Raw genomic sequence first — 26,273 nt, 5'->3', positions numbered from 1 at the left:
CCGCGCCATGACGCTTCAACAATCCCGCCGCCTGCAAAGCCTGTTGCTCGGCACCCTGGCCTGGGCCATCGCGATCCTGATCTTCTTCCCGATCTTCTGGATGGTGCTGACCAGCTTCAAGACCGAAATCGACGCGTTCGCCACGCCGCCGCAGTTCATCTTCACGCCGACGCTGGAGAACTACCTGCACATTAACGAGCGCAGCAACTACTTCAGCTATGCCTGGAATTCGGTGCTGATTTCATTCAGCGCCACCGCCCTGTGCCTGCTGATTTCGGTGCCGGCGGCCTACTCCATGGCGTTCTACGAAACCAAGCGCACCAAGGGCACGCTGCTGTGGATGCTGTCCACCAAGATGCTGCCACCGGTGGGCGTGCTGATGCCGATCTACCTGCTGGCCAAGAGCTTTGGCCTGCTGGACACGCGCATTGCGCTGATCATCATCTACACCCTGATCAACCTGCCGATCGTGGTCTGGATGGTTTACACCTACTTCAAGGACATCCCCAAGGACATCCTCGAAGCCGCGCGCCTGGACGGCGCCACGCTGTGGCAGGAAATGGTCCGGGTGCTGCTGCCGATCGCCAAGGGCGGCCTGGCTTCCACGGTGTTGCTGTCACTGATCCTGTGCTGGAACGAGGCCTTCTGGTCGTTGAACCTGACCTCGTCCAACGCCGCGCCCTTGACCGCACTGATCGCCTCCTACTCCAGCCCCGAAGGCTTGTTCTGGGCCAAATTGTCAGCCGTCTCGACCCTGGCCTGCGCGCCGATCCTGATCTTTGGCTGGATCAGCCAGAAACAGCTGGTGCGCGGTTTGTCCTTCGGCGCCGTGAAATAACGGTTTCCTATAAAAATTCAAAAGGAGGCCCATCCCATGGCCAACCTGAAAATCAAGAATCTGCAAAAAGGCTTCGAAGGCTTCTCGATCATCAAGGGCATCGACCTGGAAGTGAATGACAAGGAATTCGTCGTGTTCGTCGGCCCGTCGGGCTGCGGTAAATCTACCCTGCTGCGCCTGATTGCCGGCCTCGAAGAGGTGAGCGAAGGCACCATCGAACTGGATGGCCGCGACATCACCGAAGTCACGCCGGCCAAGCGCGACCTGGCCATGGTGTTCCAGACCTACGCCCTGTACCCGCACATGAGCGTGCGCAAGAACATGTCGTTTGCCCTGGACCTGGCCGGCGTCGACAAGAAGCTGGTGGAAAGCAAGGTCAACGAAGCCGCACGTATTCTCGAACTGGGCCCGCTGCTGGAGCGCAAGCCCAAGCAACTCTCCGGTGGCCAGCGCCAGCGCGTGGCGATCGGCCGGGCGATTGTGCGCAACCCGAAGATCTTCCTGTTCGACGAACCGCTGTCCAACCTCGACGCCGCCCTGCGCGTACAGATGCGCCTGGAACTGGCGCGCCTGCACAAAGAGCTGCAAGCGACCATGATCTACGTGACCCACGACCAGGTTGAAGCCATGACCCTGGCCGACAAGGTAGTGGTGCTCAACAGCGGTCGCATCGAGCAGGTCGGCTCGCCGCTGGAGCTGTACCACCAGCCGGCCAACCTGTTTGTGGCGGGTTTTCTCGGCACGCCGAAAATGGGCTTCCTCAAGGGCAAGGTCACCCGCGTCGAAGGCCAGGGCTGTGAGGTGCAGCTGGACGCCGGCACCCTGATCAGCCTGCCGCTGAGCGGCGCCAGCTTGAGCGTGGGCAGCGCGGTGACCCTGGGCATTCGTCCGGAGCACCTGGAAATCGCGTCGCCTGGGCAAACCACCCTGACCGTCACCGCCGACGTCGGCGAGCGCCTGGGCAGCGACACCTTCTGCCACGTCATCACCTCGAACGGCGAGCCGCTGACCATGCGGATTCGCGGCGACATGGCCAGCCAGTATGGCGAGACGCTGCACCTGCACCTGGACCCGGCGCACTGCCATCTGTTCGACACCGACGGTGTTGCCGTGGCCCGTCCACTGCGCGCTGCCGCCTGATTTGCGAGATTTGTGATGAAACTGAATAAACAGAACCTCACCCAGCTGGCAGCGGAAGTCAAACTGCCGGCCTACGCCATTGCGAGTACCTCCCAGGGTATCGCCCATATCGGCGTCGGCGGCTTCCACCGCGCGCACCAGGCGTATTACACCGACGCGCTGATGAATACCGGCGAGGGCCTGGACTGGAGCATCTGCGGCGTTGGCCTGCGCGCCGAGGACCGCAAGGCCCGCGACGACCTGGCCGGCCAGGACTACTTGTTCACCCTTTACGAACTGGGCGACACCGACGACACCGAAGTGCGCGTGATCGGCTCGATCAGCGACATGCTGCTGGCCGAAGACAGCGCCCAGGCATTGATCGATAAACTGGCCAGCCCCGAGATTCGCATCGTCTCGCTGACCATCACCGAAGGCGGCTACTGCATCGACGACAGCAACGGCGAGTTCATGGCCCACCTGTCGCAGATCCAGCATGACCTGGCGCACCCCAGCTCGCCGAAAACCGTGTTTGGCTTTATCTGTGCGGCATTGACCCAGCGCCGCGCGGCCGGCCTCCCGGCGTTTACCGTGATGTCCTGCGATAACCTGCCGCACAACGGCGCCGTCACGCGCAAGGCACTGCTGGCCTTCGCCGCCCTGCACAATGCCGAGCTGCATGACTGGATCAAGGCCAATGTGAGCTTCCCGAACGCCATGGTCGACCGCATCACGCCGATGACCAGCACTGCCCACCGCCTGCAACTGCACGATGAACACGGCATCGACGATGCCTGGCCAGTTGTCTGCGAACCCTTTGTGCAATGGGTGCTGGAAGACAAGTTCGTCAACGGCCGCCCGGCGTGGGAAAAGGTCGGCGTGCAGTTCACCGACGATGTGACACCCTATGAAGAAATGAAGATCGGCTTGCTCAACGGCAGCCACCTCGCCCTGACCTACCTGGGGTTTCTCAAGGGCTATCGGTTTGTGCACGAGACCATGAACGACCCGCTGTTCGTGGCTTACATGCGCGCCTACATGGACCTCGACGTCACGCCAAACCTCGCGCCGGTACCGGGCATCGACCTGACCGACTACAAGCAGACCCTGGTAGACCGCTTCTCCAACCAGGCGATTGCCGACCAGTTGGAACGGGTGTGTTCGGATGGCTCGTCGAAGTTTCCAAAGTTCACCGTGCCGACCATCAATCGCCTGATTGCCGACGGGCGCGAGACCGAGCGCGCGGCGCTGGTCGTCGCGGCCTGGGCCTTGTATTTGAAGGGCGTGGATGAGAATGGCGTGAGCTACACGATCCCCGATCCGCGCGCGGCGTTCTGCCAGGGGCTGGTGAGCGATGATGCACTGATCAGCCAGCGATTGCTGGCAGTGGAAGAGATTTTCGGTACGGCTATTCCCAACTCGCCTGAGTTTGTGGCAGCGTTCGAGCGTTGCTATGGGAGCTTGCGTGATAACGGCGTCGCCGAAACCCTACAGAACCTCCTGAAGAAACCGGCTTAAATGTGGGAGGGGGCTTGCCCCGATGAGGGTGTGTCAGGCAAATATCCTTCACTGACCCACTGCCATCGGGGGCAAGCCCCCTCCCACACTGGACCGGGTTGCCAATCCAAAAAAATAACACCGCTGAGCACACTCTCATGACCCAGCAAAACCTGTTCCTCGGCATCGACTGCGGCACCCAAGGCACCAAGGCCATCGTCCTCGACGTGTCCAGCGGCAAGGTGCTGGGCCTCGGCGCCGCCGCGCACACCCTGATCAGCGGCGCCAATGGCCGGCGCGAGCAGCACACCCAGGAATGGCTGGACGCCTTTACCGAAGCCACCCACCGCGCCTTGCAACAGGCGGGCGTGGACGGCCAGGACATCCTCGGCATCGGCGTGTCCGGCCAGCAGCACGGCCTGGTGTTGCTGGATGACAGCGGCCAGGTGCTGCGCCCGGCCAAGCTGTGGTGCGACACCGAAACCGCGCCGGAGAACGAGCGCCTGCTGGCCTACCTGGGCGGCGAGAGCGGTTCGCTGGAACGCCTGGGCGTGGCGATTGCGCCAGGCTACACCGTGTCGAAACTGCTGTGGACCCTTGAGCAGCACCCGGACATCTTCGCGCGCATCGCCCATGTCCTGCTGCCCCACGACTACCTCAACTACTGGCTTACCGGCCGCGCCGTCGCCGAATACGGCGATGCCTCGGGCACCGGCTACTTCAACGTGCGCACTCGCGCCTGGGATGTGGCGCTGCTCAAGCACATCGATCCCAGCGGCCGCCTCGAAGCGGCGTTGCCGGCGTTGATCGAAGCCGATCAAACCGTGGGCAGCATCCTGCCGGCCATCGCCGAACGCCTGGGCATCAACCCCAAGGCCATGGTGTCCAGCGGCGGCGGCGACAACATGATGGGCGCCATCGGCACCGGCAATATCGCCCCCGGCGTGATCACCATGAGCCTGGGCTCGTCCGGCACCGTATATGCCTTCGCTGACCAACCCAACGTCAGCCCGCAGGCGTCGGTCGCCACGTTCTGCTCGTCCAGCGGCGGCTGGTTGCCGTTGATCTGCACGATGAACCTGACCAACGCCACCGGGGTGATTCGCGAGCTGTTTGAATTGGACCTCAACGCCTTCAACGCGCTGGTCGAGCAAGCCCCGATTGGCGCCGATGGCGTGAGCATGCTGCCGTTCCTAAACGGCGAACGCGTGCCCGCCCTGCCCCACGCCACCGGCAGCCTGCATGGGCTGACCATGACCAACCTGACCCGTGCCAACCTGTGCCGGGCCGTAGTCGAAGGCACCACCTTCGGCCTGCGCTACGGCCTCGACCTGCTGCGCCAGACCGGCCTGCAAAGCCAGAGCATCCGCCTGATCGGCGGCGGCTCGAAAAGCCCGGTGTGGCGGCAGATGGTCGCCGATATCATGAACACCGAAGTGATCTGCACCGAACAAAGCGAAGCCGCCGCCCTGGGCGCGGCGATCCAGGCGGCGTGGAGCCAGTCCGGCGAATCCCTGGCCAGCCTGTGCGACAAATGCGTGAGCGTCGACCCGACCAGCCGTACCCTGCCGGTGGCGGCCAGTGTCAGCGCCTATCAACTGGCTTACGAACGCTATCAACAGCACGTGGCAACCCTTTAAGAGCGAACGACTATGTATTTGGTGTGTGGTGAAGCGCTGTTTGATTTTTTCAGCGAGGAAGATGCCAGCGGGCAGGCCTCCAAGGTCAATTACAAGGCGATTGCCGGCGGCTCACCGTTCAACGTCGCGGTGGGTTTGCGCCGCCTGGGCATCGAGGCCGGGTTGTTCGGCGGCCTGTCCACCGATTTCCTCGGCCGGCGCTTGTTGCAGGTGCTGAAAGATGAAGGCGTCAGCGAGCAGTTCCTGGTGGAGTTCGCCGCGCCGACTACGCTGTCGATGGTCGCCGTGGGCGCCGATGGTTCACCGCAGTACAACTTCCGGGGTGAAGGCTGCGCCGACCGACTGCTGGAAGTCGCCCACCTGCCGGAACTGGGGTCTGATATTCGCGGCCTGCATATCGGCTCGTTTTCGCTGGTGGTGCAACCGATCGGCGACACCTTGCTGAACCTGGTCAAGCGCGAAAGCGGCAAGCGCCTGATCAGCCTCGACCCCAACGTGCGCCTTAATCCGCAGCCGGATATCCAGCTGTGGCGCGACCGTGTCGCCGAGTTGGCCAAGCATGCCGACCTGATCAAGGTCAGCGATGAGGACCTGCACCTGCTCTACCCCGGCCAGTCGCCGGAAAGCGTGCTGCAAGGCTGGCTGCAGCACCGTTGCCAACTGGTGTTCCTCACCCGTGGCGGCGATGGCGCCAGTGTGTTCAGCCGTCAGCATGGCACTTGGTCGCAACCGGCACAGAGCGTGGTGATGGCGGATACCGTGGGTGCCGGGGATACCTTCCAGGCCGCGTTGATTGCCTGGCTGACCGAGCAACAGCTGGACTCGGTGGAAGGCCTGCAACAACTGACCCGCGTGCAGATCGACGCCATGCTCGGTTTTGCCATCCGCGCTGCGGCACTGACGTGCGGCAAGACCGGGCCGGACCTGCCGTATCGCCAGCAGCTTGGATGAAGGTTTTGTCAGCCAGGGAAAATTAATCGATGGTTAATCCCGCACGTCGAGAGTGAAGTTCTACTCACTTGCGGAGCACCACCATGAAACTGCACACCTTAATGCTCGGCAGCGCCCTGGCGCTGGCAGCGGTGTCGGGCCTGGCCCAGGCTGACGATCAAACACAGGCGAACAAACCCGTGCCTTATCATTACGGCATGCCGATGAACATTGCCAAGGTCCTGGCCATGAACGAACCCCCAACCAACGACTGCAAAGTCATCAAGGCGGATATCAAGTTCCTGGACAAGGCGGGCAAAGTGGAAGACGTGAGCTACCGGAAAATGTCCGAAGCCTGCGATTTCCAGAATTGATGGGCAAACATACACAGCATTGGGCCTGGCATTTACCAGGCCCACCGTTCATAACCAACGATCAGTAGTAACCGCGCCCTCCAGCCCTTTGCTGGGCAGGTGCATGGCTGTGCTTGAGGTCTTCACGCAACCCGGTGATGAGGTTGCAAATAGCTCGACTGCTGTCGAGTTTGTCAGCATTTATACCTTTGACCTCCAAATCCACCCGGTCACGGTCGCGGTCGTCATAGACCTTGATCGTCAGCGAAGCATCTTCGGCTTTGGTGCATTCGCACCGTTTAGGCAGGAAACTTCCTTCAATAATGCTGCGAAGTTCTAATTCCGAAAGCATGGCCAACCTCTCCTTGTCTGAGACTTGCCAATCGATTGTTGTAGGTCTGCAGGCGCTTGCCTGCTACGTCTTGCCAACCCTGGAAGACGCTTACCCTTACCAGCCTACTCGGCAAATTCCGTTTTTGTTGTAACTTTTCCTCATAAGCAATGTAGGAATTTATACAGCTTAGGTCACCCCAGTTAAATCATCGTCGAACCGCTTCGATTAATCGTTTAACCCCACGCTTCGAATTAAACCGCAGCTTGTGCCGCCACTCTTTCAGCAACATATCGCAAACTATCAAAGTTGATATTTGCGCCTGAATTAATCGCGACCAAGGTCTGCCCACTGACCCCACGACTGGCCACATACTTGCGAACCCCCGCCACCGCCAGCGCACCGGAGGGCTCGGTGATGGAACGTGTATCGTCGTAGATCAACTTCATCGCGCTGCACAGTTCGTCATTGCTGACGGTGATCACTTCGTCCACCCAATCGCGGCAGATCTCAAAGCCATAGGCGCCGATTTGCGCGACCGCGGTGCCATCGGCAAACCCGTCGACACTGGCCAGCACCACCCGCTCTCCGGCTCGCAGCGCCGCGAGCAGGCAACTGGAGCCTTCGGGCTCGACCCCGATGATGCGCACCTCGGGCCGCAGGTATTTGACGTAGGCGGCAATGCCGGCGATCAGGCCGCCGCCGCCCACCGGCACGAAGATCGCGTCCAGCGGGCCCTGTTGCTGGCGCAGGATCTCCATGGCCACCGTGCCTTGGCCAGCGATCACATCCGGGTCATCGAAAGGCGACACGAACGTGCACCCGGATGTCTCGGCCAACTGCAACGCATGGGCCAGGGCAAACGGGAAGCTCTCGCCGTGCAGCACCGCTTCGGCGCCTCGGGAGCGCACGCCCAGCACCTTCAACTCGGGAGTGCTGCACGGCATGACGATCCGCGCCTGGATCCCCAACTCCTTCGCCGCCAGTGCCACGCCTTGCGCATGGTTACCCGCCGACGCCGTCACCACACCACGCGACTTTTGCTCGGCGGTGAGCTGCACCAACTTGTTGTAGGCACCGCGAATCTTGAAGGAAAAGGTCGGTTGCAGGTCTTCGCGCTTGAGCAGCACCTGGTTGCCCAGCAATGCCGACAACGCCGGCGCGGCTTGCAGGGGCGTACGCACCGCCAGGTCATAAACCGGCGCGGCGAGGATCTTCTTCACATAGTGTTCAAGCAATGCCGTATCAGCGGTGTGGGGGACGGGGCACGTGCTCATGGGTGTCTCCTGGTTTTTAAGGGCCTTGGAGACGGAAAAACAAAACCCGCCTCTAAGGCGGGTTGGGGTGCAGCCGTGTGCTATCCCGCCATATGAGGAATGGCGGTAATAATGCTTGGCTGGCTGCGGAAGGTTTGAAATGTCATGTCACGAAACTAACCGGCGGTGAGCAGGCAAGTCAATGGCCATGCGCCATTTAGCCTCGGGGGGTTTACGATGGATATACGAAACATATACGCTTTGTATATCCATCATTCACAGAGAACACCATGGGCATCGTCAAGATCAGCGACCAACTGCACGAACAACTCCGTCTGGCCAGCGCGGCCATGGACCGTTCCATCAACGCCCAGGCCGAGTTCTGGATCAAGGTCGGCCTGCTCGCCGAACTGAACCCCAGCCTGCCCTACCACGAGCTGATCAACAAACTGTTGCTGGACAAGCCCGACCTGATCCGGGGGCGCAGCTGATGATCAAGACCGCCGCCCAACTGGCTGTGATGCGCGAATCCGGGCGCCTGCTGGCCAAAGTGTTCGACATGCTCGACGGATTTGTCGCCGCCGGCCGTTCCACCCTGGAGCTGGACAGCGCCGTCGAAGCCTTCATCCGTAACGAGCTCAAAGCCCGCCCCGCCAGCCTCGGGCAGTACGACTACCCGTTCTCCATCAACACCTCGATCAACGAGGTGGTGTGCCATGGCATGCCCAGCGCGAAGGAGATCCTCAAGGACGGCGACATCATCAACATCGACATCACCCTGGAAAAAGGCGGCTTTATCGCCGACTCCAGCAAGATGTACATGATCGGCACCGTCGCCCCCAAGGCACGCCGCCTGGTGGAGAAGACCTTTGAGGCGATGTGGGCCGGGATCCGCCAGGTCAAGCCCGGCGCACGCCTGGGCGATATCGGCCATGCGATCCAGAGCCATGCACAGGCCAATGGCTACAGCGTGGTGCGCGAATACTGCGGCCATGGCATCGGCAAACAGATGCATGAAGAGCCGCAAATCCTCCACTTCGGCCGGCCCGGTACCGGGCTGGAACTGCGCGAAGGCATGGTGTTTACCATCGAACCGATGCTTAACCAAGGCAGTTCGAAGGTGCGCAGCCTGAAAGATGGCTGGACGGTGGTGACCAAGGACAACAGCCTGTCGGCGCAGTGGGAACATACCGTGGCGGTGACGGCGGATGGCTTTGAAGTGCTGACCTTGCAAACACAGCCAGGCCAATAACCTGGGGCGAGCGGGCTTGCCACAAAAAAGCCCGCCCACCACAAAGAACCTGCCAGCGACAATGAATGCCGGTCAGGCCACCTGCCTGATCCCGGCCTTGGCTTCCAGCTCGCGCACCAGCGGCAATACACGTTTGCCGAAGTACTCCACTTCTTCCTGGAAGTGCAGGAAGCCCGCCAGCACCAGGTCCACCCCCACCGCCTTGAGTGCAACGATGCGCTCGGCAATTTGCTGCGGGGTGCCGATCAGGTTGGTCTTGAAGCCATCGTTGTACTGCACCAGGTCTTCAAAGCTGGACTTGGCCCAGTTGCCCTCGCCTTCGGGGGACGCCTTGCCTGCCTGCTTGGCCGCGTCGCCAAAGGCATTCACGGCTTCCGGGTCGGCCTTGTCGATGATCTCTGCGAGTACGGCGCGGGCTTCTTCCTCGGTGTCGCGGGCGATGATGAATGCGTTCACGCCGACTTTGACCGAATGGTTGTTCGCGGCAGCCTTGGTGCGAATGTCATCGACCTGGGCCTTGATGCCTTCCGGGGTGTTGCCGTTGGTGAAATACCAGTCCGACACGCGCGCCGCCATGTCCCGCGCGGCCCGTGAACTGCCGCCCTGGAACACTTCCGGCTGGCCCAGCGGCTTGGGTTTGAGGGTGTAGTTGTTGAAACGGTAGAAGTCACCCTTGAAGGTAAAGTCGTCCTGGGTCCAGATGCCTTTGAGGGCGCGGATGAATTCCTCGGAACGGCGATAGCGCTCGTCGTGCTCCAGCCAGTGTTCACCGATGGCCTGGAACTCACCCTTGAACCAGCCACTGACGATATTCACCGCAATGCGGCCGTTGGTGAGCTGGTCGATGGTCGCCAGTTGCTTGGCCGCCAACGCCGGTTGCCACGGGCCGGGCAGGATCGCCGCGATGACTTTGAGCTTGGTGGTCGCGGCCAGCAACGCATGGCTGAATGCCACGGATTCATGCTGGTTCTCGGCGCCATAGCCGGCGGTGAAGCGGATCTGGGTCAGGCCATACTCGAAGCCGGCTTCTTCGGCCAATTGCGCCAGTTTGCGGTTGTAGTCGATGCCCCAGTGGGTGCGTTGTTCGATCTTGCTGACCACCAGCCCACCGCTGACGTTGGGCACCCAATAGGCAAATTTCACGGCTTGCTGACTCATCGAACGGTACCTCGCACAAAGGAATGTACTGAGGGGTTGAGCAGCAAGCGTGCCAGGCGCGGGCAAACGCCCGCGCCACAAGGGTTGCGACGCGAATTCGGGCCTGGGAGGCTTGGAATGCCAATGTCAGGGATTGCAACGGTTTGTCGGTTTGCTGTTGCTGGAGCAACAGCAAACAGCGTGCATCCCCCCGTAAACATTGGCCCTGGCACCCGGCACGGACTGTGCAATCACTCCCGGTACCGATCACTGCCCCGGAGCCCTGCTCATGACCAAACACCACGTTATCAACCCGCTGTCTGTCGGCGTCGACTACCCCACGCTGGCGGCACGCTTTCGTCCGATTTTCCAGCGCATCGCCGATGGCGCGGTGGCACGCGAACAAACCCGCGCCCTGCCCCATGAGCCGATCCAGTGGCTCAAGGAGGCCGGCTTCGGCGCGGTGCGGGTGCCGGTGGAATACGGCGGTGGCGGTGCTTCGCTGCCGCAACTGTTCGAACTACTGATCGAACTGGCAGAGGCCGACTCCAATGTGCCCCAGGCCCTGCGCGGGCATTTCGCCTTTGCCGAAGACCGCCTGAATGCGCCGCCCAGTGCCGGCCGCGACCTGTGGTTCAAGCGCTTTGTCGACGGCGACATCGTCGGCTGTGCCTGGACTGAAATCGGCGCCGTAGCCATCGGTGACGTTGTCACCCAGGTCAGTCCGGACGGCGATCGGTGGAAACTCAACGGTGAAAAGTTCTACAGCACCGGCAGCATTTTCTCTGACTGGATCGATGTGTACGCCCAGCGCAGCGACACCGGCGGCGACGTGATCGCCGCCACCCGCGCGCGCCAACCCGGCGTGGAACACAGCGATGACTGGGACGGTTTTGGCCAGCGCACCACGGGCAGCGGCACCTCGCGCTTTACCGATGCAGTGGTGGAGGCGGAAAACGTCATCGACTTTGCGACCCGCTTCAAATACCAGACCGCGTTCTACCAGCTCGTACTGTTAGCGAGCCTCGCCGGTATCGGCCGTGCCGCGTTGCGCGATGTGGCCCACCAGGTGCGCAGCCGCAAGCGCATCTACAGCCATGGCAATGCCCAGCATGTCAGCCAGGATGCACAAATCCAGCAGGTGGTGGGCGAAGTCGCGGCCTTGGTCTATGCCGCCGAAGCCAGCGCATTGAAGGCCGCCGAGCCGGCACAACGGGCGTACCTGGCGCGTTTCGGGGGGGATGAGGGTGTCGAGCGCGAAGCCAACGTAGCGGCCGAAATCGAGTCGGCCACAGCGCAGGTGGTGGTGTCGGAGCTGATCCAGCGCGCCACCAGTGAGTTGTTCAAAGCACTGGGGGCGTCGGATGTGCGCCAGGGCAAGTCCCTCGACCGCCATTGGCGCAATGCGCGGACCGTGTCGTCGCACAACCCGGTGATCTACAAGGCGCGGATCGTGGGGGACTGGGTGATCAATGGCACCGAGCCGCCGTTTGTGTGGCAGATCGGCAATGGTCCGGCGAAAGCCTGAGGCTGAGCGGGGTCAAAACTGTGGCGGCCCTGGCCCAGGACGGCTAACCCGGCGTCCTGCCGGGTTAGCCACGGATTCAAGCCTGCGTTCGGCCAATGTGTTTAATGGGGCGCCTAGGATCAAGATCAAAAGCCAGAGCAAAAACAGACCGAGGCCTACCTGCTGGATAAAGATCCAAATGTGGGAGGGGGCTTGCCCCCGATAGCGTCGGGTCAGTTAACCAATAAGTGACTGACACTCCCTCATCGGGGGCAACCCCCCTCCCACATTTGGCCCTTGTATATTTGAATCCTGTGTACGCCTCAAAAGGCCAATTTGTAGCCGATGGTCATCAACATGATCGCCAGGCACGGGCGCAATACGCCGTCCGGGACTTTGCCAGTCATGTGGCTGCCGAAATAAATGCCCGGCAGCGAACCCATCAGCAGAAAGCCCAGCAGGTGCCAGTCCATATTGCCCATGCCGGCATGGCCCAGGCCCGCCACCAGGGTCAGGGGTACGGCGTGGGCGATCTCGGTGCCGACCAGGCGGCGCGTGGCCAGGAACGGATAGAGGATAAATAACGCGACCGTGCCGAGGGCGCCGGCGCCGATGGAGGTCAGTGCAACCATGGTCCCCAGCACCGCACCGGTCACCACGGTCAACGCATTCAGGTTGCGCGGGTTCATATGGTAGTGATCGCCCGCATGGCGCTGGGCGAACGCCAACAGGCGCTGCTTGAACAGGATCGCCAGGGCGGTCAGCAGCAGCACCACGCCGAGGGCCTGCTTGATCACCGCGTTCATGGCGCTGGGGTCGGTGTGCAGGCTGGCGAGGAACCACAGGGTCAGCAACACCGCAGGCACACTGCCCAGGGTCAGCCAGCCGGTGATGGTCCAGTCGATGTTCTTGTTCTTGCTGTGTACCAGCACGCCACCGGACTTGGTGATGGCCGCGTACAGCAGGTCAGTGCCCACGGCCGTGGCCGGGTTGATGCCGAACCACAAAAGGATCGGGGTCATCAACGAGCCCCCGCCTACACCGGTCATGCCGACGATAAAACCAACGATCAGGCCCGCAATTACAAAACCAAAGTTACCCACTTCCATCAAAGCTACCTGCGGCCTTATAAAATTCTGGCCGCAGGATAGCGATTTTTCTTATAACGACTTATATCAATATGATCTGACTTTATGCCTTTTATGGCAGTCGGCGGCAGACATACGCCTGGGTTTGATAGGGAAACGCCACCGTGTCGCGGCCTTTCAGTGCCGGGTGGGTGGCGATCAAGCCACGCAACTGCTCGGTCACGAGGGCTTTTTCAGCCTCGGGCAACGCGGCAATAAAGCTCACGGAGAGGACGCGATCCATGATCACTTCCTGTGGGCTGCCTACATGGCTATAGGGGAAACACGTCATTTCGGGGTCGGAAAAGTACTCGCCGTTGAACGCTTCGCGCCAGCGCCCGGAGTGAAAGCGCGGGGTGTCACCTTCATAAGGCGTAATGATCGCGGTGATGGCCGCCACCCAATCCACCGATTCATCGCGCACATTCCACACCAGCCCAAGGCGCCCTGCGGGCTTGAGTACGCGATGGATTTCCGCCAGCGCGGCCTGGGTGGAGAACCAGTGGAAGGCCTGCGCGCAGACCACCGCGTCGGCGCTGGCAGTCTCCAGGGGGATGGCTTCGGCGGTGCCATTGACCAGGCGCACGTCCGGCAGCAGACGGGTCAACTGCGCCCCCATGGCCTGCACCGGCTCGACGGCGATCAACGTAGGCGCCAGGGTGCTGAGCAGGCGTGTGAACTTGCCGGTGCCGGCGCCCAGGTCGATCACCAATGAGTGCGCATCGACGCCGAGCACATCCGTGAGCCAGCCGGTGAGCTGCCTGGGATAATTCGGCCGACCTTGGGCGTAGGTGACGGCCTGGGTAGAGAAACCTTGTTGAGCAGACGCGTGAACACCAGTCATTGCCAATCTCTCCTCGGGTAAAGCGGGGGCACAGTGTGCGCCTTCAATCATTTATTTTCTAATCGCTGCATCCAATCGTGCGCGTCATGGGTAGTCCTTTCAGTAACCCCGCTGTTTGACTGAATGGAGAACTACCTATGAACGCTAAAGCCCTGCTCTGCTTCACCGGTTTGCTCATCGCCACCCCAGCGGCCTTTGCCCAGACCGGCTTGCCCGACAGTATCAAGGTGCCGGATGGCCACAAGGTGGCACTGGAAACCACCGGCATCGGCGAAATCACCTACGAGTGCCGCGACAAGGCCAATGCCGCCGGCCAGACCGAATGGACCTTCGTCGGCCCCAAGGCCGTGCTGAATGACCGCAGCGGCAAGCAAGTGGGCACCTACTTCGGCCCACCGGCTACCTGGCAGGCCAAGGACGGCTCGAAAATCACCGGCACCCAGCTCGCCGTAGCCCCCTCGGGTGCGGGTAACCTGCCCTACCAATTGGTCAAGGCCAACCCGGCCGAGGGCAAGGGCGCGATGAGCGGCGTGAGTTACATCCAGCGGGTCGCGCTCAAAGGTGGCGTGGCACCGAGCACCGAGTGCACCACTGCCAACAAGGGCAAGCAGGAAGTGGTGAAGTACCAGGCCGACTACATTTTCTGGGCGGCCAACTGAGCAAACTGCGCTACGCTGCCCCTGTAGGAGCCGGCTCCTACAGGGGGGTGGTTATCGTTATTACAGCGGTGGAAGTACGTGGCCTTGCCTGACACCCATTTTGATTATGAAGCCTGCCTATTGGCCTGTGCCCGTGGCGAGCAACGTGCCCTGCGTCAACTGTATGAGCAGGACAGCAGCCGTTTGCTCGGCGTGGCGTTGCGCATCGTCCGGGACAAAGCCCTGGCCGAAGACGTTGTGCATGACGCATTTATGAAGATCTGGCACGGCGCCGGCAGTTTCGACCCCGAACGCGGTTCGGCACGGGGTTGGGTGTTCAGTGTGACCCGTCACCTAGCCCTCAACTACGTGCGCAACCACCATCGCGAGGTGGCACTGGGCGAGGAACATGAACAGCTCGCCGCGCCTCACGACACCTTTGAATTCCCCGCACGCGCAGGCTTGATGCACACCTGCCTGCAACAACTCGACCCGGCCCGTCGCACCTGCATCCTGCATGCCTATGTCGACGGTTATTCCCACAGCGAAATCGCTTCAAGACTGGGCACCCCGCTGGGGACCGTCAAGGCCTGGATAAAACGTAGCCTCGCCGCGCTGCGGGAGTGCATGACATGAACGAAACACTCGACGAACTGGCCAGCGAATACGTACTGGGCACCCTGCCGGCCGAACAACGCGCCGAGGTGGAACAACGCCTCCCGCACGATGCGCAATTGCGTGCGGCGGTGGACGCCTGGGAGCAGCGCCTGTTGCCCCTGACCGCGCTGGCAGAACCGATGCCGCCCTCCGCTGAACTGTGGCGGCGTATCCAGCGCAACATCGCCCCTGCGCAAACCCGCGCAGGGTGGTGGAACCTGCTGGCGTTGTGGCGGAGCCTGGCGGGTGCGGGGCTGGTGACGACGCTGGTGCTCGCGGCCTTGTTGCTGACGCGCCCTCCTGCGCTGTCCCCCAGCTTTGTGGTGGTACTGGTGGCGCCGCAAAGCCAGGCACCGGGCTGGGTGATCCAGGCCAGCAATAATCAGCAGATCCAGTTGATTCCGTTGGGCGTGATGGAAGTGCCGGCGGACAAGGCCTTGCAGTTCTGGACCAAGGGCGATGGCTGGCAAGGCCCGGTGTCCCTGGGGCTGGTCAAGCCGGGGCAAACCCTGTCGGTGCCGCTGGACAAACTGCCGCCGCTGGCGCCCAACCAGTTGTTCGAACTGACCCTGGAAGACCCGCGTGGCTCGCCCACCGGTAAACCCACAGGACCGATCCAGGCAATCGGCCGTGCGGTCAAGGTGCTCTGATCAGGCGACATTGGGCAGCCACACCCGAAAGCGTGCGCCACCCAACGGCGAGGCCAATGCGGTCAGGGTGCCGCCCTGGGCTTCCATGGCGCGCCGGCTGATCGCCAGGCCCAGGCCAAAGCCGCCGGTGGAACGGTCGCGGCTGCGGTCGAGGCGGTAGAACGGCTCGAAGATACGCTCGCGCTGGTCCAGCGGAATGCCGATGCCATCGTCATCCACCCGGATTTCACAACCTTCGGCGCAGACCTTGACCCCCACCTGAATGCGCTTGTCGCAGTAACGTGTGGCGTTGCGCAGCAGGTTCTGCAGCGCGCGGGCAGTGAGGCGTGGGTCGAGGCTGAAGCGTTCCACGGCGCAATCGAGTGCCACATCGATGACGATCTCGGGGTTTTCCAGTTCGTCATCGACGCTGCCCAGCACACTGTCGATAAATTCATCGAGCACCACCTCAACCCGCTCCGGCAGTTGCGCCGGGTTTTGCAGGCGGCTGTAGGACAGCAACTCCAGCACCAGTTCATCCAACTCACGAATATGCGCCACCAGGCCATGCAGGCGTGCGCGACTGGCCTCTGGTAAATCCTCCGACAGCGCCAGGGCCAGGCCGAAATCCAGGCGTGTGAGCGGTGTGCGCAGTTCATGGGAGACCGCGTTGAGCAGGTCGCGCTGCTGGTTGAGCAGGTGTTCGATGTCGTCGGCCATGGTATCGAACACCGCCGCCAGGCTGCCGATGTTGGAGCTGGGCGGGATGTGTGTGCGCTCGGCCAGGTTGCCTTTGCCCAGTTGCGTGGCGGTGCTTTTCAGGCGTTCGAGGTCGCGCCAGTGCGGGCGCAGCCAGAACAGCAGGCAGGCCAGCAACGCCGCACCGATCAGCACGTTCATCGACCAGTACAACAGGTTCATGTCCAGCGGGTCCGGCGGGACGGTGAGCTTGACCACGAACTGCTCGTTGAGCGGCGAACTGATGTCCTCCATCCAGCCCCACTCCCCCAGGTGAATCACGGGTTTGCCCTGCTCCAGCAGTTTCGCTTCCTGCGCGGTGTAGCGGGCGTCCTGGCGTAACAGCAATTGCACTTTGAGTGGCGCGAAGTCACGGCCCAGTTGCTCGGTCACCTGGGACCAGCGCTCCACCGGCGCGCGCAGGTACTGCTTGACGATCAGCTTCTGCATGCCCCGGGATTGCTCGACGTTGTAGTCCAGGTAGCGGTGTTCGAAGAGTTGGATCACCAGCTTGGGAATCAGGAAGATCGCCGCGCTGTAGGTGATGATGGTGATCAGGTAAAGGCGTACCAGTACACGAAACATCGGTCAGCATTCCCACTCGGAACGGCTGAACAGGTAGCCCTTGCCCCACACGGTCTTGATCTTGCGCGCTTCACCGGCGTGGTCGTCGAACTTGCGGCGCAGCTTGGAAATGGCCACGTCCACCGAACGGTCGGTGCCGTTGAACTCGATACCGCGCAGGCGTTGCAGGATCTGGTCGCGGCTGAGCACCTCGCCGGCGTGCCGGGCCAGCACCACCAGCAGGTTGTATTCGCCACTGGACAACTCCACCGCCTGCTCGCGCCAGGTCACGGTGCGCTCCGACAGGTCGATGCACAGGTTGCCCATCAGGATCTGGTCGCTGGCCACCTGCGGCTCGGACAAACTGCTGCGCCGCAGCAAGGTGCGCACCCGCGCCAGCAGCACCCGCGGCTCGCAGGGTTTGGTGACATAGTCGTCGGCGCCCATTTCCAGGCCCAGCACCTGATCGTGGCTGTCGTCGCGCGCGGTGAGCATCAGGATCGGCAGGCCCGCCGAATCGGCGCGCAACAGGCGGCACACTTGCAAGCCATCGAGGCCGGGCAGCATCAGGTCGAGGATCACCAGGTCCGGCGGGTTGAGGCGCGCGCGTTCGCGGACGTGGTCGCCCCGACTGAGCACGCTGACGTGGTAGCCATTGCGTTCCAGGTAGCTGGCAATCAGCTCGGAGAGTGCGGCGTCGTCTTCCACCAGGAGGATGTTGGGCATGGTGTTTCCAAATAATGCGGTTTGTTGGTGTGTTGCAGGATTGTGCAAGGATATACGCCCTCGACGCCCCGCGCGCCGCACCTTACATTTCTTCACAGACGACCTACACAGCTTCACAGCACCACGGCGCAGGTGACCTTAGGATGCGTCAGTCAATATTGGGATAAGAGCATGTCGAAGAATCTGTTTGCGCCATTTTGCCTGTTGGCCCTGACGCTGGCCCTGAGTGCCTGTGACAAATCGGCCGCCGAAGCGCCAGAAATGCCCCTGGCCAAAGTGCGCATCGAAACCCTTGAGGCCAAGCCCCTCTCCATCACCAGCGAGTTGAGCGGCCGCATCGCCGCGCCGCGCATCGCCGAAGTGCGCGCACGGGTCGCTGGCGTGGTGATGCAACGGGTCTTCAAGGAAGGCCATGACGTCAAACAGGGCGACGTGCTGTTTCGCATCGACCCGGCACCGTTCAAGGCTGACCTGGACAGCGCCCAGGCCAACCTGAGCAAGGCCGAGGCCAATGCGTTCCAGGCACGCTTGCAAGAGCAGCGCTACAGCCAATTGGTGGAAGGTAACGCCATCAGCGGCCAGGACTACGACAACGCCCGCGCCGCCGTGCGCCAGACCAACGCCGAAGTCGCCGCCAACAAGGCCGCCGTCGAGCGCGCCAGGTTGAACCTGGGCTACGCCACGGTGACTGCGCCGATTTCCGGGCGCATCGGCCGTGCCCTGGTGACCGAAGGCGCACTGGTGGGCCAGAACGAAGCCACGCCCCTGGCGATCATCCAGCAACTGGACCCGATCCACGCCGACCTCACCCAGTCCACCCGCGAGCTGAACGACCTGCGCCGCGCCTTCCGCGCCGGCAGCTTGAAGCAGGTGGGCCAGGACCAGGCCAAGGCCACGTTGATCCAGGACGATGGCAGCCTCTACCCGCTGCCGGGCAAGTTGCTGTTCGCCGAGATCAGCGTCGACCCGGGCACCGGGCAGATCATCCTGCGCAGCGAGTTTCCCAACCCGGACCTCGACCTGCTGCCCGGCAGCTTCGTGCGGGTACGCCTGGAGCAAGCCGTCGACAAACAAGGCATCAGCGTGCCGCAACGCGCCATCACCCGCGACAGCGCCGGCATCCCCATGGTGCTGCTGCTCGACGCCGAGCAGACCGTCAGCCAGCAGCCGGTAGAACTGGGTGCGGTGATCGATGACCGCTGGGTGGTCAGCCACGGCCTCAAGCCCGGCGACCGTATCGTCGTCGAAGGCCTGCAGCACGCGCGCCCCGGTGAAAAAGTCCAGGTCGATGACAGCCCCATACCCGTTGCCCAGGCTTCCGGCCAATAAGGATCATTGACAATGCCGCAGTTCTTCATTGACCGCCCGATCTTCGCCTGGGTGGTCGCCCTGTTTATCCTGCTGGCCGGCTTGCTGGCCATCCCGCAATTGCCGGTGGCCCAGTACCCCAACGTCGCGCCGCCGAAGGTGGAAATCTACGCGGTGTACCCGGGCGCCTCGGCCCAGACCCTGGATGAAAGCGTGGTCAGCCTGATCGAGCAGGAGCTCAACGGCGCCGATCACCTGCTGTATTTCGAATCCCAGAGCAGCCTCGGCTCGGCGACGATTACCGCCACATTCCAGCCCGGCACCAACCCGGAAATGGCCCAGGTCGATGTGCAAAACCGCCTCAAGGCGGTGGAGCCGCGCCTGCCTCAAGCCGTGACCCAGCAAGGTTTGCAGGTGGAGAAAGTCTCCGCCGGCTTCCTGCTGCTGGTCACCCTTACCTCCAGCGACGGCAAGCTCGACGACGTGGCGCTCAGCGATTACCTGGCGCGCAACGTGATGAACGAGCTCAAGCGCCTGGACGGGGTGGGCAAGGCGCAGTTGTATGGCGCCGAACGCGCCATGCGCATCTGGATCGACCCGCAGAAGCTGATCGGCTTCAACCTCACACCGGCCGACGTGAACGCCGCGATCAGTGCGCAGAACGCCCAGGTCTCGGCCGGCAGCATCGGCGACTTGCCGGGTACCAGGACCCAGGAAATTACCGCCGCGATCCTGGTCAAGGGCCAGTTGTCCACGCCGGCGGAATTCGCCGATATTGTGCTCAAGGCCAACCCGGACGGCTCCACCGTGCGCATCGGCGATGTGGCGCGGGTAGAAGTGGGCAGCCAGGAATACCAGTTTTCCACGCGCCTGAACGGTAAACCGTCCACCGCCGTCAGCGTGCAACTGGCGCCGGGGGCCAATGCGCTCAACACCGCGACCCTGGTGCGGGCGAAGATGGACGAGCTGTCGCGCTATTTCCCGGCCAATGTGGAATACAAGATCCCGTACGACACCTCGCCGTTCGTCAAGGTCTCGATCACCAAGGTGGTCTACACCCTGCTCGAAGCGATGGCGCTGGTGTTTGCGGTGATGTTCCTGTTCCTGCAGAACGTGCGCTACACGCTGATCCCGACGCTGGTGGTGCCGATCGCGCTGATGGGCACCTTCGCCACCATGCTGTTGCTGGGCTTCTCGATCAACGTGCTGACCATGTTCGGCATGGTGCTGGCCATCGGCATCCTGGTGGACGATGCAATTGTGGTGGTGGAGAACGTCGAGCGGATCATGGTCACCGAGGGCCTGTCGCCCAAGGACGCGACGAAAAAAGCCATGGGCCAGATCACCGGCGCCATCGTCGGCATTACCCTGGTGCTGGTCGCGGTGTTCCTGCCGATGGCGTTCATGGCCGGGTCGGTGGGGGTGATCTACCAGCAGTTCTCGCTGTCGATGGCCACCTCGATCCTGTTCTCGGCGTTCCTTGCCCTGACCTTGACCCCGGCCCTGTGCGCCACCCTGCTCAAGCCGATTGCCAAGGGGGAGCACCATGCCAAGGGCGGGTTCTTCGGCTGGTTCAACAAGCGCTTCGAGCAGCTCACCGAGCGTTACGAAGGCTGGGTCGCCTATGCGCTCAAGCGCAGCGGCCGTTACCTGCTGATCTACCTGGTATTGCTGGTGGGCCTGGGGCTGATGTTCAGCCGCCTGCCCGCCTCGTTCCTGCCGGTGGAAGACCAGGGCTACACCATCACCGACATCCAGCTGCCGCCGGGTGCGAGCAAGAACCGCACGGTGCAGGTGGCCGAGCAGATCGAAGCGCACAACGCCGGTGAGCCTGGGGTGGGTGACACCACCATGATCATGGGTTTCAGCTTCTCCGGCTCCGGGCAAAACGCCGCGCTGGCGTTTACTACGCTCAAGGACTGGTCGGAACGCGGCAGCGATGACTCCGCCGCCTCGATTGCCGACCGCGCCAACATGGCCTTCAGCGAGCTCAAGGACGCGATCGCCTATACGGTCCTGCCGCCTCCCGTGGATGGCCTGGGCACCTCCAGCGGTTTCGAGTTCCGCCTGCAGGACCGCGGCGGTGTTGGCCATGCCGCACTGATGGCGGCACGTACCGAATTGCTCGCCGCTGCCGAGAAAAGCCCGATCCTGACCAACGTACGCGAAAGTGCCCTGGCCGAGGCGCCGCAAGTGCAGCTTGAGGTCGACCGCAAGCAGGCGAACGCGCTGGGTGTCTCGTTTGCGGATGTGGGCAATGTGCTGTCTTCCGCCATCGGTTCGGCCTATGTCAACGACTTCCCCAACCAGGGCCGCATGCAGCGGGTGGTGGTGCAGGCCGAAGGTGACCAGCGCAGCCAGGTGGCGGATTTGATGAAGATCCACGTGCGCAACAAGGCCGGGGAGATGGTGCCGCTGTCGGCATTCGTTGTAGCCAAATGGACCCAGGGCCCGGCACAACTGACGCGCTACAACGGCTACCCCGCCATCGCCATTTCCGGCGAGGCGGCACCGGGGCATAGCACCGGTGAGGCGATGGAAGAAATCCAGCGCCTGGTCAGCCAACTGCCTGCAGGCCTGGGCCAGGAGTGGACGGGATTGTCATTGCAGGAACGTCTGTCCGGCTCACAGGCGCCGATACTGCTGGGCCTGTCGCTGCTGATCGTGTTCCTGTGCCTGGCGGCGCTGTATGAAAGCTGGTCGATCCCGACGTCGGTGCTGCTGGTGGTGCCGCTGGGCGTGCTCGGCGCGGTGCTGGCGGTGACCTTGCGGGGCATGCCCAACGATGTGTTTTTCAAGGTCGGCCTGATCACCATCATCGGCTTGTCGGCGAAGAACGCGATCCTGATCATCGAGTTCGCCAAGGACCTGTATGACCAGGGCGAAGACCTGATCGACGCCACCCTGAAAGCCGCACGACTCCGGTTGCGGCCGATCATCATGACCTCGCTGGCGTTTATTCTCGGCGTGGTGCCATTGGCGATTGCCACCGGTGCCAGTTCGGCGAGCCAGCAGGCGATTGGTACCGGGGTGATCGGCGGGATGATCACCGCAACCTTGGCGGTGGTGTTTGTGCCGGTGTTCTTTGTAGTGGTGATGAAGTTGACAAAGCGTAAGGTTGCGATCAACAAGTCCTGAATCACTTATATCTTTTAGGTCTGAAGAAGCACATTTCAAGACTGTCATATTTGACAGTTTTGAAATGTTCAACATTGCTCTAAGCTGCTCTGGCGCGTAATAACCCAGTGCCATGCGGGTCCAGTTACGTCACTCATTCAAAACCAAGTAGAGGGTTTTAAAATGACGACTGACAACAATCAATATAAGGGCAGTATTACCGCCGATACCACGCTAACTAAAAATTTCAGCGCGACGGAAGTCATGATGTCGCGGTACTCATCAACCGATGGTGCTGTGTTGGCGGTGAGGGGCGATGACGCTGACTGGGATGGAAATTTTCTCGTCCTTTTAATACCAGTCCAAAATCAGACTTCAGGATCACTTGAGGTATCCGAATCTTATGAGCGCAACAAAGCTCGCATTCACTTTAATCGTTTTTTGGGTGGAGAAGAACCTGTCCGTGGATATGCGCAGAGCGGGAAAATCACATTTGAATATGATCAGCAAGGCAATACCGTGAACGGCACTGGCCACTTCAAGGTTCGATCTGATGACTTGGGCCACGAGTACACATTTGAAAAGCTGGAGTTCTCAGTTCAGCCCGTCAAATAACCGCTTCGGTGCGTCACCTGCCACAATCCCACACTATCATGGAGTTCCCTCTGTTTTTGTGTGAATACGCTATAGTGGCTCCCCTGTCTTTCGGGGAGCCTCTATGCCTTTCCTTGCCCGCACCCACCCTCGCCTCTCCGCCGCCGCCGTGCTCGGCCTTGTCATAGGCATCCTGGCACCCGCCGACACCCTCGCCAGCAAAATCCTCATTGGCTGGAACGCCGGAGTCTGGACTTACCTGGTGCTGATGCTGTGGCTGACCAGCCGTGCCAGGGCCGACGATGTAAAGCGCATCGCCGAAATCGAGGACGAGAACGCCGGGCTGGTACTGTTCACCGTGTGCATCGCCGCCATCGCGAGCCTCGCCACCATCACCTTCGAACTGGTGGGCAGCAAAGACCTGGCCACTTCCGAGCGCCTGCTGCACTACGGGTTCACCGGGCTGACGGTGATCGGTTCATGGCTGTTGATCGGGGTGATTTTCAGCGTGCATTACGCCCGCCTGTATTACACCTGGAACGGCAAGGAACCGGCGCTGCGTTTCGCCGAAGGGCTGTTGACGCCGAACTACTGGGACTTCCTGTATTTCTCCTTCACCATCGGCGTGGCGGTGCAAACCTCTGACGTCGGCGTCGCCACGCGCGGCATGCGCAAGGTGGTGTTGGGGCAGTCACTGATCGGCTTTTTGTTCAATACAGCGATCCTGGGGTTCTCGATCAACATCGCCGCCGGGCTGTTCAGCTAGGCTGCACAAACCTTCTAGACGCAATGGCGCCGGCAGACGCTAATACCCTTACACATCGCATGCTGGTGTTTTATGGCCGCGCACAATTGGATCGACTTGTCCCAGGACGCCGACACCGGCATCGAGACCCTGCGCGCGCATTTCGAGGGTCACGCCTACGACCCCCACTGGCATGACAGCTATCTGGTCGGCGTCACCGAACAAGGGGTGCAGCAATTCAACTGCCGCCGCACCCGGCACAACAGCGTACCGGGCCAGGTGTTCCTGGTAGAGCCTGGCGAACTGCATGACGGCGACGCGCCCACTGCGGACGGCTTTACCTATCACATGCTGTACCTCGACCCGCAGTGGCTGGCGCGGGAAGTGAGTGCGGTATTCGAAGAGGCGCCCCTCAACAGTCAACTGGGGTTTGCCAGCACCGTGACCAGCGACCCGCGCCTGGCCCTGGCCACCAGCCGTGCGTTCCAGACCCTGCACAGCGGCGAACTGCGCATCGTGCGCCAGCGCGCCATGGACCAATTGCTGGAGCGCCTTACCGCCCAACTCCAATGGCGCACCCGCTACCGTGAAGACCCGAGCTTGCCGCTGGTGGCCTATAAGGCGCGGGACTACCTGCATGCCCACCTGCAGCAAGACGTGGGCATGGACGAACTGGCCTTGACGTGCGGCGTCGACCGCTTTCGCCTGACCCGCGCCTTCAAGAGCGCCTTCGGCCTGCCGCCCCACGCCTACCTGGTGCAACTGCGCCTGGCCCGCGCCCGGCATTTACTGGCTAAGGGCGAACAACCGGCAGACGTGGCGATTGCCCTGGGCTTTGCCGACCAGAGCCATCTGGGCCGCTGGTTCATCCGCGCTTACGGCCTCACGCCCGCCGCGTACCGCAAGCGCTGCTCAAATCTTCCAGACAGGTAAGGCGCCGGCTTGTGAAGATCGACTCCATCGATTGGTTTACCGGAGTCCCCCGCCATGCTGTCCACCTTGCTGCCGTTCATGCTGTTCGCCTTCGTCGCCTCCATCACACCCGGCCCCACTAACATTCTGGTGCTGAGCAACAGCGCCCGCTACGGGTTCAAAGCCGCCATGCCAATCATCCTCGGAGCCTGCACCGGGGCGGCCGGGCTCGTGCTCCTGGTGGGGGCCGGGTTTGGCCAGTCGCTGGTACACCTGCCCAAGGTGCAAAGCGCCATGCAGTGGGCCGGCGTCGCCTGGTTGAGTTACCTGGCCTGGCAGATCTTCCGTGCCCCCCCTCAGGTCATCGAAGTGGACGCAGGCCAAAAGCCCCTGGGGCTGATCGGCGCTGCCAGCCTGCAATTGATCAACCCCAAAACGTGGATGATGGCGTTGGCGGTGGTCAGCGTATTTGCCGGTAATGGTGAGCAGCGCCAAAGCCAGGTGGTGTACCTGTCCCTGGTGTTTTTCCTGATATCGATGCCCTGCCTGGGCACCTGGGCGCTGTTGGGGGTGGGGTCTTCGCGGGTGTTTCGTTCGCCCAAGGCCATGCAGCGTGTTAACCGAAGCATGGCCCTGCTGCTGTTGGCGGCGGCGTGGTTGGGTATGCTCGTATGAGCACACCGATCATCTATCTTTGTCCTACAGCTTCTTGACGACTTTCCTACTTTAGTGATTTCCTGAAACCGGTTTCAGTCATTCCAATAAAAATAGAAGGTCGATGACCGTGAACAACTTTTCTGCCGCCCAGCGCAGCCGCGTGACCATGCTCGACGTCGCCGAGCACGCCGGCGTATCCAAGGCCAGCGTGTCGCGCTTTATCGGCGAAGACCGCGCCCTGCTCTCCGATGCCATCGCCCTGCGCATCGAACAAGCCATCGAACAACTCGGCTACCGCCCCAACCAGATGGCCCGCGGGTTGAAACGTGGCCGCACGCGCTTGATCGGCATGCTGGTGGCCGATATCCGCAACCCCTACTCCATTGCCGTGATGCACGGCGTCGAAACCGCCTGCCGCCGGCACGGCTACAGCCTGGTGGTGTGCAACACCGACCGCGATGACGAACAGGAGCGCCAACACCTGGCGGCGCTGCGCTCCTACAACATCGAAGGGCTGATCGTGAACACCCTCGGCCATCACCTCGACCAATTGCTGGAACTGCAACGGGAAATGCCTCTGGTGCTGGTGGACCGCAAGGTCGAGCCGCTGCACAGCGACCTGGTGGGGCTGGATAACCCGGCGGCGGTGCGCATGGCGGTGGAGCACCTGGAACAGCAGGGTTACCGCGAGGTGTTGCTGGTGAGTGAGGCCTGCGATGGCACCAGTTCACGGCAGGAACGCCTGGACAGCTTCAAGAGCGAAATTGCCCGGCACCCGGCGCTGACCGGCGCGGTGCTGGAGCTCGATGATGCGCTGGAACAACGCCTGCAAGCCTTTCTCGCCAAACCCGGCCCCAAGGCCCTGTTCTGCGCCAACGGCATCGCCGCGCTGGCCTGCACCCGTGCGCTCAAGGCGCTGGACTGCAACCTGTTCGACGACGTGGGGTTGATCGCCCTGGATGACCTGGACTGGTACCCGCTGGTGGGCAACGGCATCACCGCCCTCGCCCAACCCACCGAAGCGATTGGCGCCAGTGCGTTCGATTGCCTGCTCAAGCGGTTGCGCGGTGACACCGAACCGACCCGCACCCTGGATTTTTTGCCCCAGTTGATCATCCGAGGCTCAACCCAGCGCCCCTACACGTAGCCGCTGTCGA

The 26,273-nt window shown here is 62.1% G+C and carries 26 protein-coding genes; 19 read left to right on the top strand and 7 right to left on the bottom strand.

The window, feature by feature from the left end:
• The first annotated feature begins 7 nt into the window (after window positions 1–7).
• The 6 genes from HCF10_RS10925 (at window position 8) to HCF10_RS10900 (ending at window position 6,398) form a co-directional block, all read left to right on the top strand.
• Window positions 8–838, top strand: a complete 831-nt coding sequence (locus HCF10_RS10925; RefSeq protein WP_032886872.1) for a carbohydrate ABC transporter permease — start codon at window positions 8–10, stop codon at window positions 836–838.
• 36 nt (window positions 839–874) lie between these two features.
• Complete coding sequence (locus tag HCF10_RS10920) at window positions 875–1,978, top strand: ABC transporter ATP-binding protein (RefSeq protein ID WP_090405114.1); 1,104 nt, start codon at window positions 875–877, stop codon at window positions 1,976–1,978.
• A 15-nt stretch (window positions 1,979–1,993) separates the two neighbouring features.
• Complete coding sequence (locus HCF10_RS10915) at window positions 1,994–3,475, top strand: mannitol dehydrogenase family protein (protein WP_167655501.1); 1,482 nt, start codon at window positions 1,994–1,996, stop codon at window positions 3,473–3,475.
• A gap of 137 nt (window positions 3,476–3,612) precedes the next feature.
• Window positions 3,613–5,094, top strand: coding sequence for a xylulokinase (gene xylB / locus HCF10_RS10910; protein ID WP_167655500.1), 1,482 nt, complete (start codon window positions 3,613–3,615; stop codon window positions 5,092–5,094).
• A gap of 12 nt (window positions 5,095–5,106) precedes the next feature.
• On the top strand, window positions 5,107–6,045 hold the full coding sequence (locus HCF10_RS10905; protein ID WP_167655499.1) for a carbohydrate kinase family protein: 939 nt from the start codon (window positions 5,107–5,109) through the stop codon (window positions 6,043–6,045).
• An 83-nt stretch (window positions 6,046–6,128) separates the two neighbouring features.
• Window positions 6,129–6,398 carry a DUF2790 domain-containing protein gene (locus HCF10_RS10900; protein ID WP_131696570.1) on the top strand — a complete coding sequence of 90 codons (270 nt, stop codon included), beginning with the start codon at window positions 6,129–6,131 and terminating at the stop codon, window positions 6,396–6,398.
• 61 nt (window positions 6,399–6,459) lie between these two features.
• On the opposite strand, the gene HCF10_RS10895 is transcribed toward HCF10_RS10900, so the two are convergent.
• Both HCF10_RS10895 and ilvA read right to left on the bottom strand, forming a co-directional pair.
• The gene (locus tag HCF10_RS10895) at window positions 6,460–6,729 is read right to left on the bottom strand and encodes a DUF1652 domain-containing protein (RefSeq protein WP_145337315.1); all 270 of its coding nucleotides are present in this window, start codon (window positions 6,727–6,729) and stop codon (window positions 6,460–6,462) included.
• A gap of 233 nt (window positions 6,730–6,962) precedes the next feature.
• A complete protein-coding gene (gene ilvA, locus HCF10_RS10890) occupies window positions 6,963–7,985 on the bottom strand; it encodes a threonine ammonia-lyase, biosynthetic (RefSeq protein ID WP_167655498.1) in 1,023 nt (340 codons plus the stop codon).
• A gap of 269 nt (window positions 7,986–8,254) precedes the next feature.
• Here ilvA and HCF10_RS10885 point away from each other — a divergent pair, with 269 nt between their 5' ends.
• Together HCF10_RS10885 and map are read left to right on the top strand one after the other, a co-directional pair.
• Window positions 8,255–8,455, top strand: coding sequence for a ParD-like family protein (locus HCF10_RS10885; RefSeq protein WP_027606410.1), 201 nt, complete (start codon window positions 8,255–8,257; stop codon window positions 8,453–8,455).
• Window positions 8,455–9,216, top strand: coding sequence for a type I methionyl aminopeptidase (map, locus tag HCF10_RS10880; protein ID WP_167655497.1), 762 nt, complete (start codon window positions 8,455–8,457; stop codon window positions 9,214–9,216). The genes HCF10_RS10885 and map overlap by 1 nt, the downstream gene beginning before the upstream one ends.
• Window positions 9,217–9,288: 72 nt before the next feature.
• Here the strand turns inward: map and sfnG are convergent, their stop codons facing one another.
• Window positions 9,289–10,374: a dimethylsulfone monooxygenase SfnG gene (gene sfnG / locus HCF10_RS10875; protein WP_167655496.1), complete on the bottom strand. Its 1,086-nt coding sequence runs from the start codon at window positions 10,372–10,374 to the stop codon at window positions 9,289–9,291.
• Between the two features lie 268 nt (window positions 10,375–10,642).
• On the opposite strand from sfnG, the gene HCF10_RS10870 reads away from it, so the two are divergent.
• Window positions 10,643–11,881, top strand: a complete 1,239-nt coding sequence (locus tag HCF10_RS10870) for an acyl-CoA dehydrogenase family protein (RefSeq protein WP_167655495.1) — start codon at window positions 10,643–10,645, stop codon at window positions 11,879–11,881.
• Between the two features lie 302 nt (window positions 11,882–12,183).
• On the opposite strand, the gene HCF10_RS10865 is transcribed toward HCF10_RS10870, so the two are convergent.
• Window positions 12,184–12,969 carry a sulfite exporter TauE/SafE family protein gene (locus HCF10_RS10865; protein ID WP_027606416.1) on the bottom strand — a complete coding sequence of 262 codons (786 nt, stop codon included), beginning with the start codon at window positions 12,967–12,969 and terminating at the stop codon, window positions 12,184–12,186.
• A 91-nt stretch (window positions 12,970–13,060) separates the two neighbouring features.
• Window positions 13,061–13,831 (bottom strand): class I SAM-dependent methyltransferase, encoded by a 771-nt coding sequence (locus HCF10_RS10860; protein WP_167655494.1) that lies wholly within the window; start codon window positions 13,829–13,831, stop codon window positions 13,061–13,063.
• 137 nt (window positions 13,832–13,968) lie between these two features.
• Between HCF10_RS10860 and HCF10_RS10855 the strand changes: the two genes are divergently transcribed.
• The 3 genes from HCF10_RS10855 (at window position 13,969) to HCF10_RS10845 (ending at window position 15,776) form a co-directional block, all read left to right on the top strand.
• Window positions 13,969–14,490, top strand: coding sequence for a DUF3455 domain-containing protein (locus HCF10_RS10855; protein WP_131696579.1), 522 nt, complete (start codon window positions 13,969–13,971; stop codon window positions 14,488–14,490).
• Between the two features lie 84 nt (window positions 14,491–14,574).
• Window positions 14,575–15,105 carry a sigma-70 family RNA polymerase sigma factor gene (locus HCF10_RS10850; protein WP_167655493.1) on the top strand — a complete coding sequence of 177 codons (531 nt, stop codon included), beginning with the start codon at window positions 14,575–14,577 and terminating at the stop codon, window positions 15,103–15,105.
• On the top strand, window positions 15,102–15,776 hold the full coding sequence (locus HCF10_RS10845; protein WP_167655492.1) for an anti-sigma factor: 675 nt from the start codon (window positions 15,102–15,104) through the stop codon (window positions 15,774–15,776). Before HCF10_RS10850 ends, HCF10_RS10845 begins: the two co-directional genes overlap by 4 nt.
• Here the strand turns inward: HCF10_RS10845 and HCF10_RS10840 are convergent, their stop codons facing one another.
• Both HCF10_RS10840 and HCF10_RS10835 read right to left on the bottom strand, forming a co-directional pair.
• Entirely contained in the window at window positions 15,777–17,078 is a 1,302-nt protein-coding gene (locus HCF10_RS10840) for an ATP-binding protein (protein ID WP_131696581.1), read from the bottom strand. It lies immediately after the preceding gene.
• Between the two features lie 3 nt (window positions 17,079–17,081).
• Window positions 17,082–17,783, bottom strand: coding sequence for a response regulator transcription factor (locus HCF10_RS10835; protein WP_053135156.1), 702 nt, complete (start codon window positions 17,781–17,783; stop codon window positions 17,082–17,084).
• A gap of 171 nt (window positions 17,784–17,954) precedes the next feature.
• On the opposite strand from HCF10_RS10835, the gene HCF10_RS10830 reads away from it, so the two are divergent.
• The 7 genes from HCF10_RS10830 to HCF10_RS10800 all read left to right on the top strand — a co-directional run bounded on the left by HCF10_RS10830 (window position 17,955) and on the right by HCF10_RS10800 (window position 26,263).
• Window positions 17,955–19,112, top strand: a complete 1,158-nt coding sequence (locus HCF10_RS10830; RefSeq protein ID WP_167655491.1) for an efflux RND transporter periplasmic adaptor subunit — start codon at window positions 17,955–17,957, stop codon at window positions 19,110–19,112.
• Between the two features lie 12 nt (window positions 19,113–19,124).
• Window positions 19,125–22,229: an efflux RND transporter permease subunit gene (locus HCF10_RS10825; protein WP_145337306.1), complete on the top strand. Its 3,105-nt coding sequence runs from the start codon at window positions 19,125–19,127 to the stop codon at window positions 22,227–22,229.
• A gap of 162 nt (window positions 22,230–22,391) precedes the next feature.
• On the top strand, window positions 22,392–22,823 hold the full coding sequence (locus HCF10_RS10820) for a hypothetical protein (protein WP_167655490.1): 432 nt from the start codon (window positions 22,392–22,394) through the stop codon (window positions 22,821–22,823).
• A gap of 103 nt (window positions 22,824–22,926) precedes the next feature.
• Window positions 22,927–23,568, top strand: a complete 642-nt coding sequence (locus HCF10_RS10815) for a DUF1345 domain-containing protein (RefSeq protein ID WP_131696586.1) — start codon at window positions 22,927–22,929, stop codon at window positions 23,566–23,568.
• Between the two features lie 72 nt (window positions 23,569–23,640).
• The gene (locus HCF10_RS10810; RefSeq protein ID WP_167655489.1) at window positions 23,641–24,480 is read left to right on the top strand and encodes an AraC family transcriptional regulator; all 840 of its coding nucleotides are present in this window, start codon (window positions 23,641–23,643) and stop codon (window positions 24,478–24,480) included.
• A gap of 54 nt (window positions 24,481–24,534) precedes the next feature.
• A complete protein-coding gene (locus HCF10_RS10805) occupies window positions 24,535–25,134 on the top strand; it encodes a LysE family translocator (RefSeq protein WP_167655488.1) in 600 nt (199 codons plus the stop codon).
• 109 nt (window positions 25,135–25,243) lie between these two features.
• Window positions 25,244–26,263 carry a LacI family DNA-binding transcriptional regulator gene (locus HCF10_RS10800; protein WP_145337302.1) on the top strand — a complete coding sequence of 340 codons (1,020 nt, stop codon included), beginning with the start codon at window positions 25,244–25,246 and terminating at the stop codon, window positions 26,261–26,263.
• The last annotated feature ends 10 nt before the right edge of the window (window positions 26,264–26,273 follow it).

Source organism: Pseudomonas sp. B14(2022), from assembly GCF_012030485.1.
Lineage (GTDB): Bacteria > Pseudomonadota > Gammaproteobacteria > Pseudomonadales > Pseudomonadaceae > Aquipseudomonas.
This window is presented reverse-complemented; position numbering and strand designations above follow the sequence as displayed.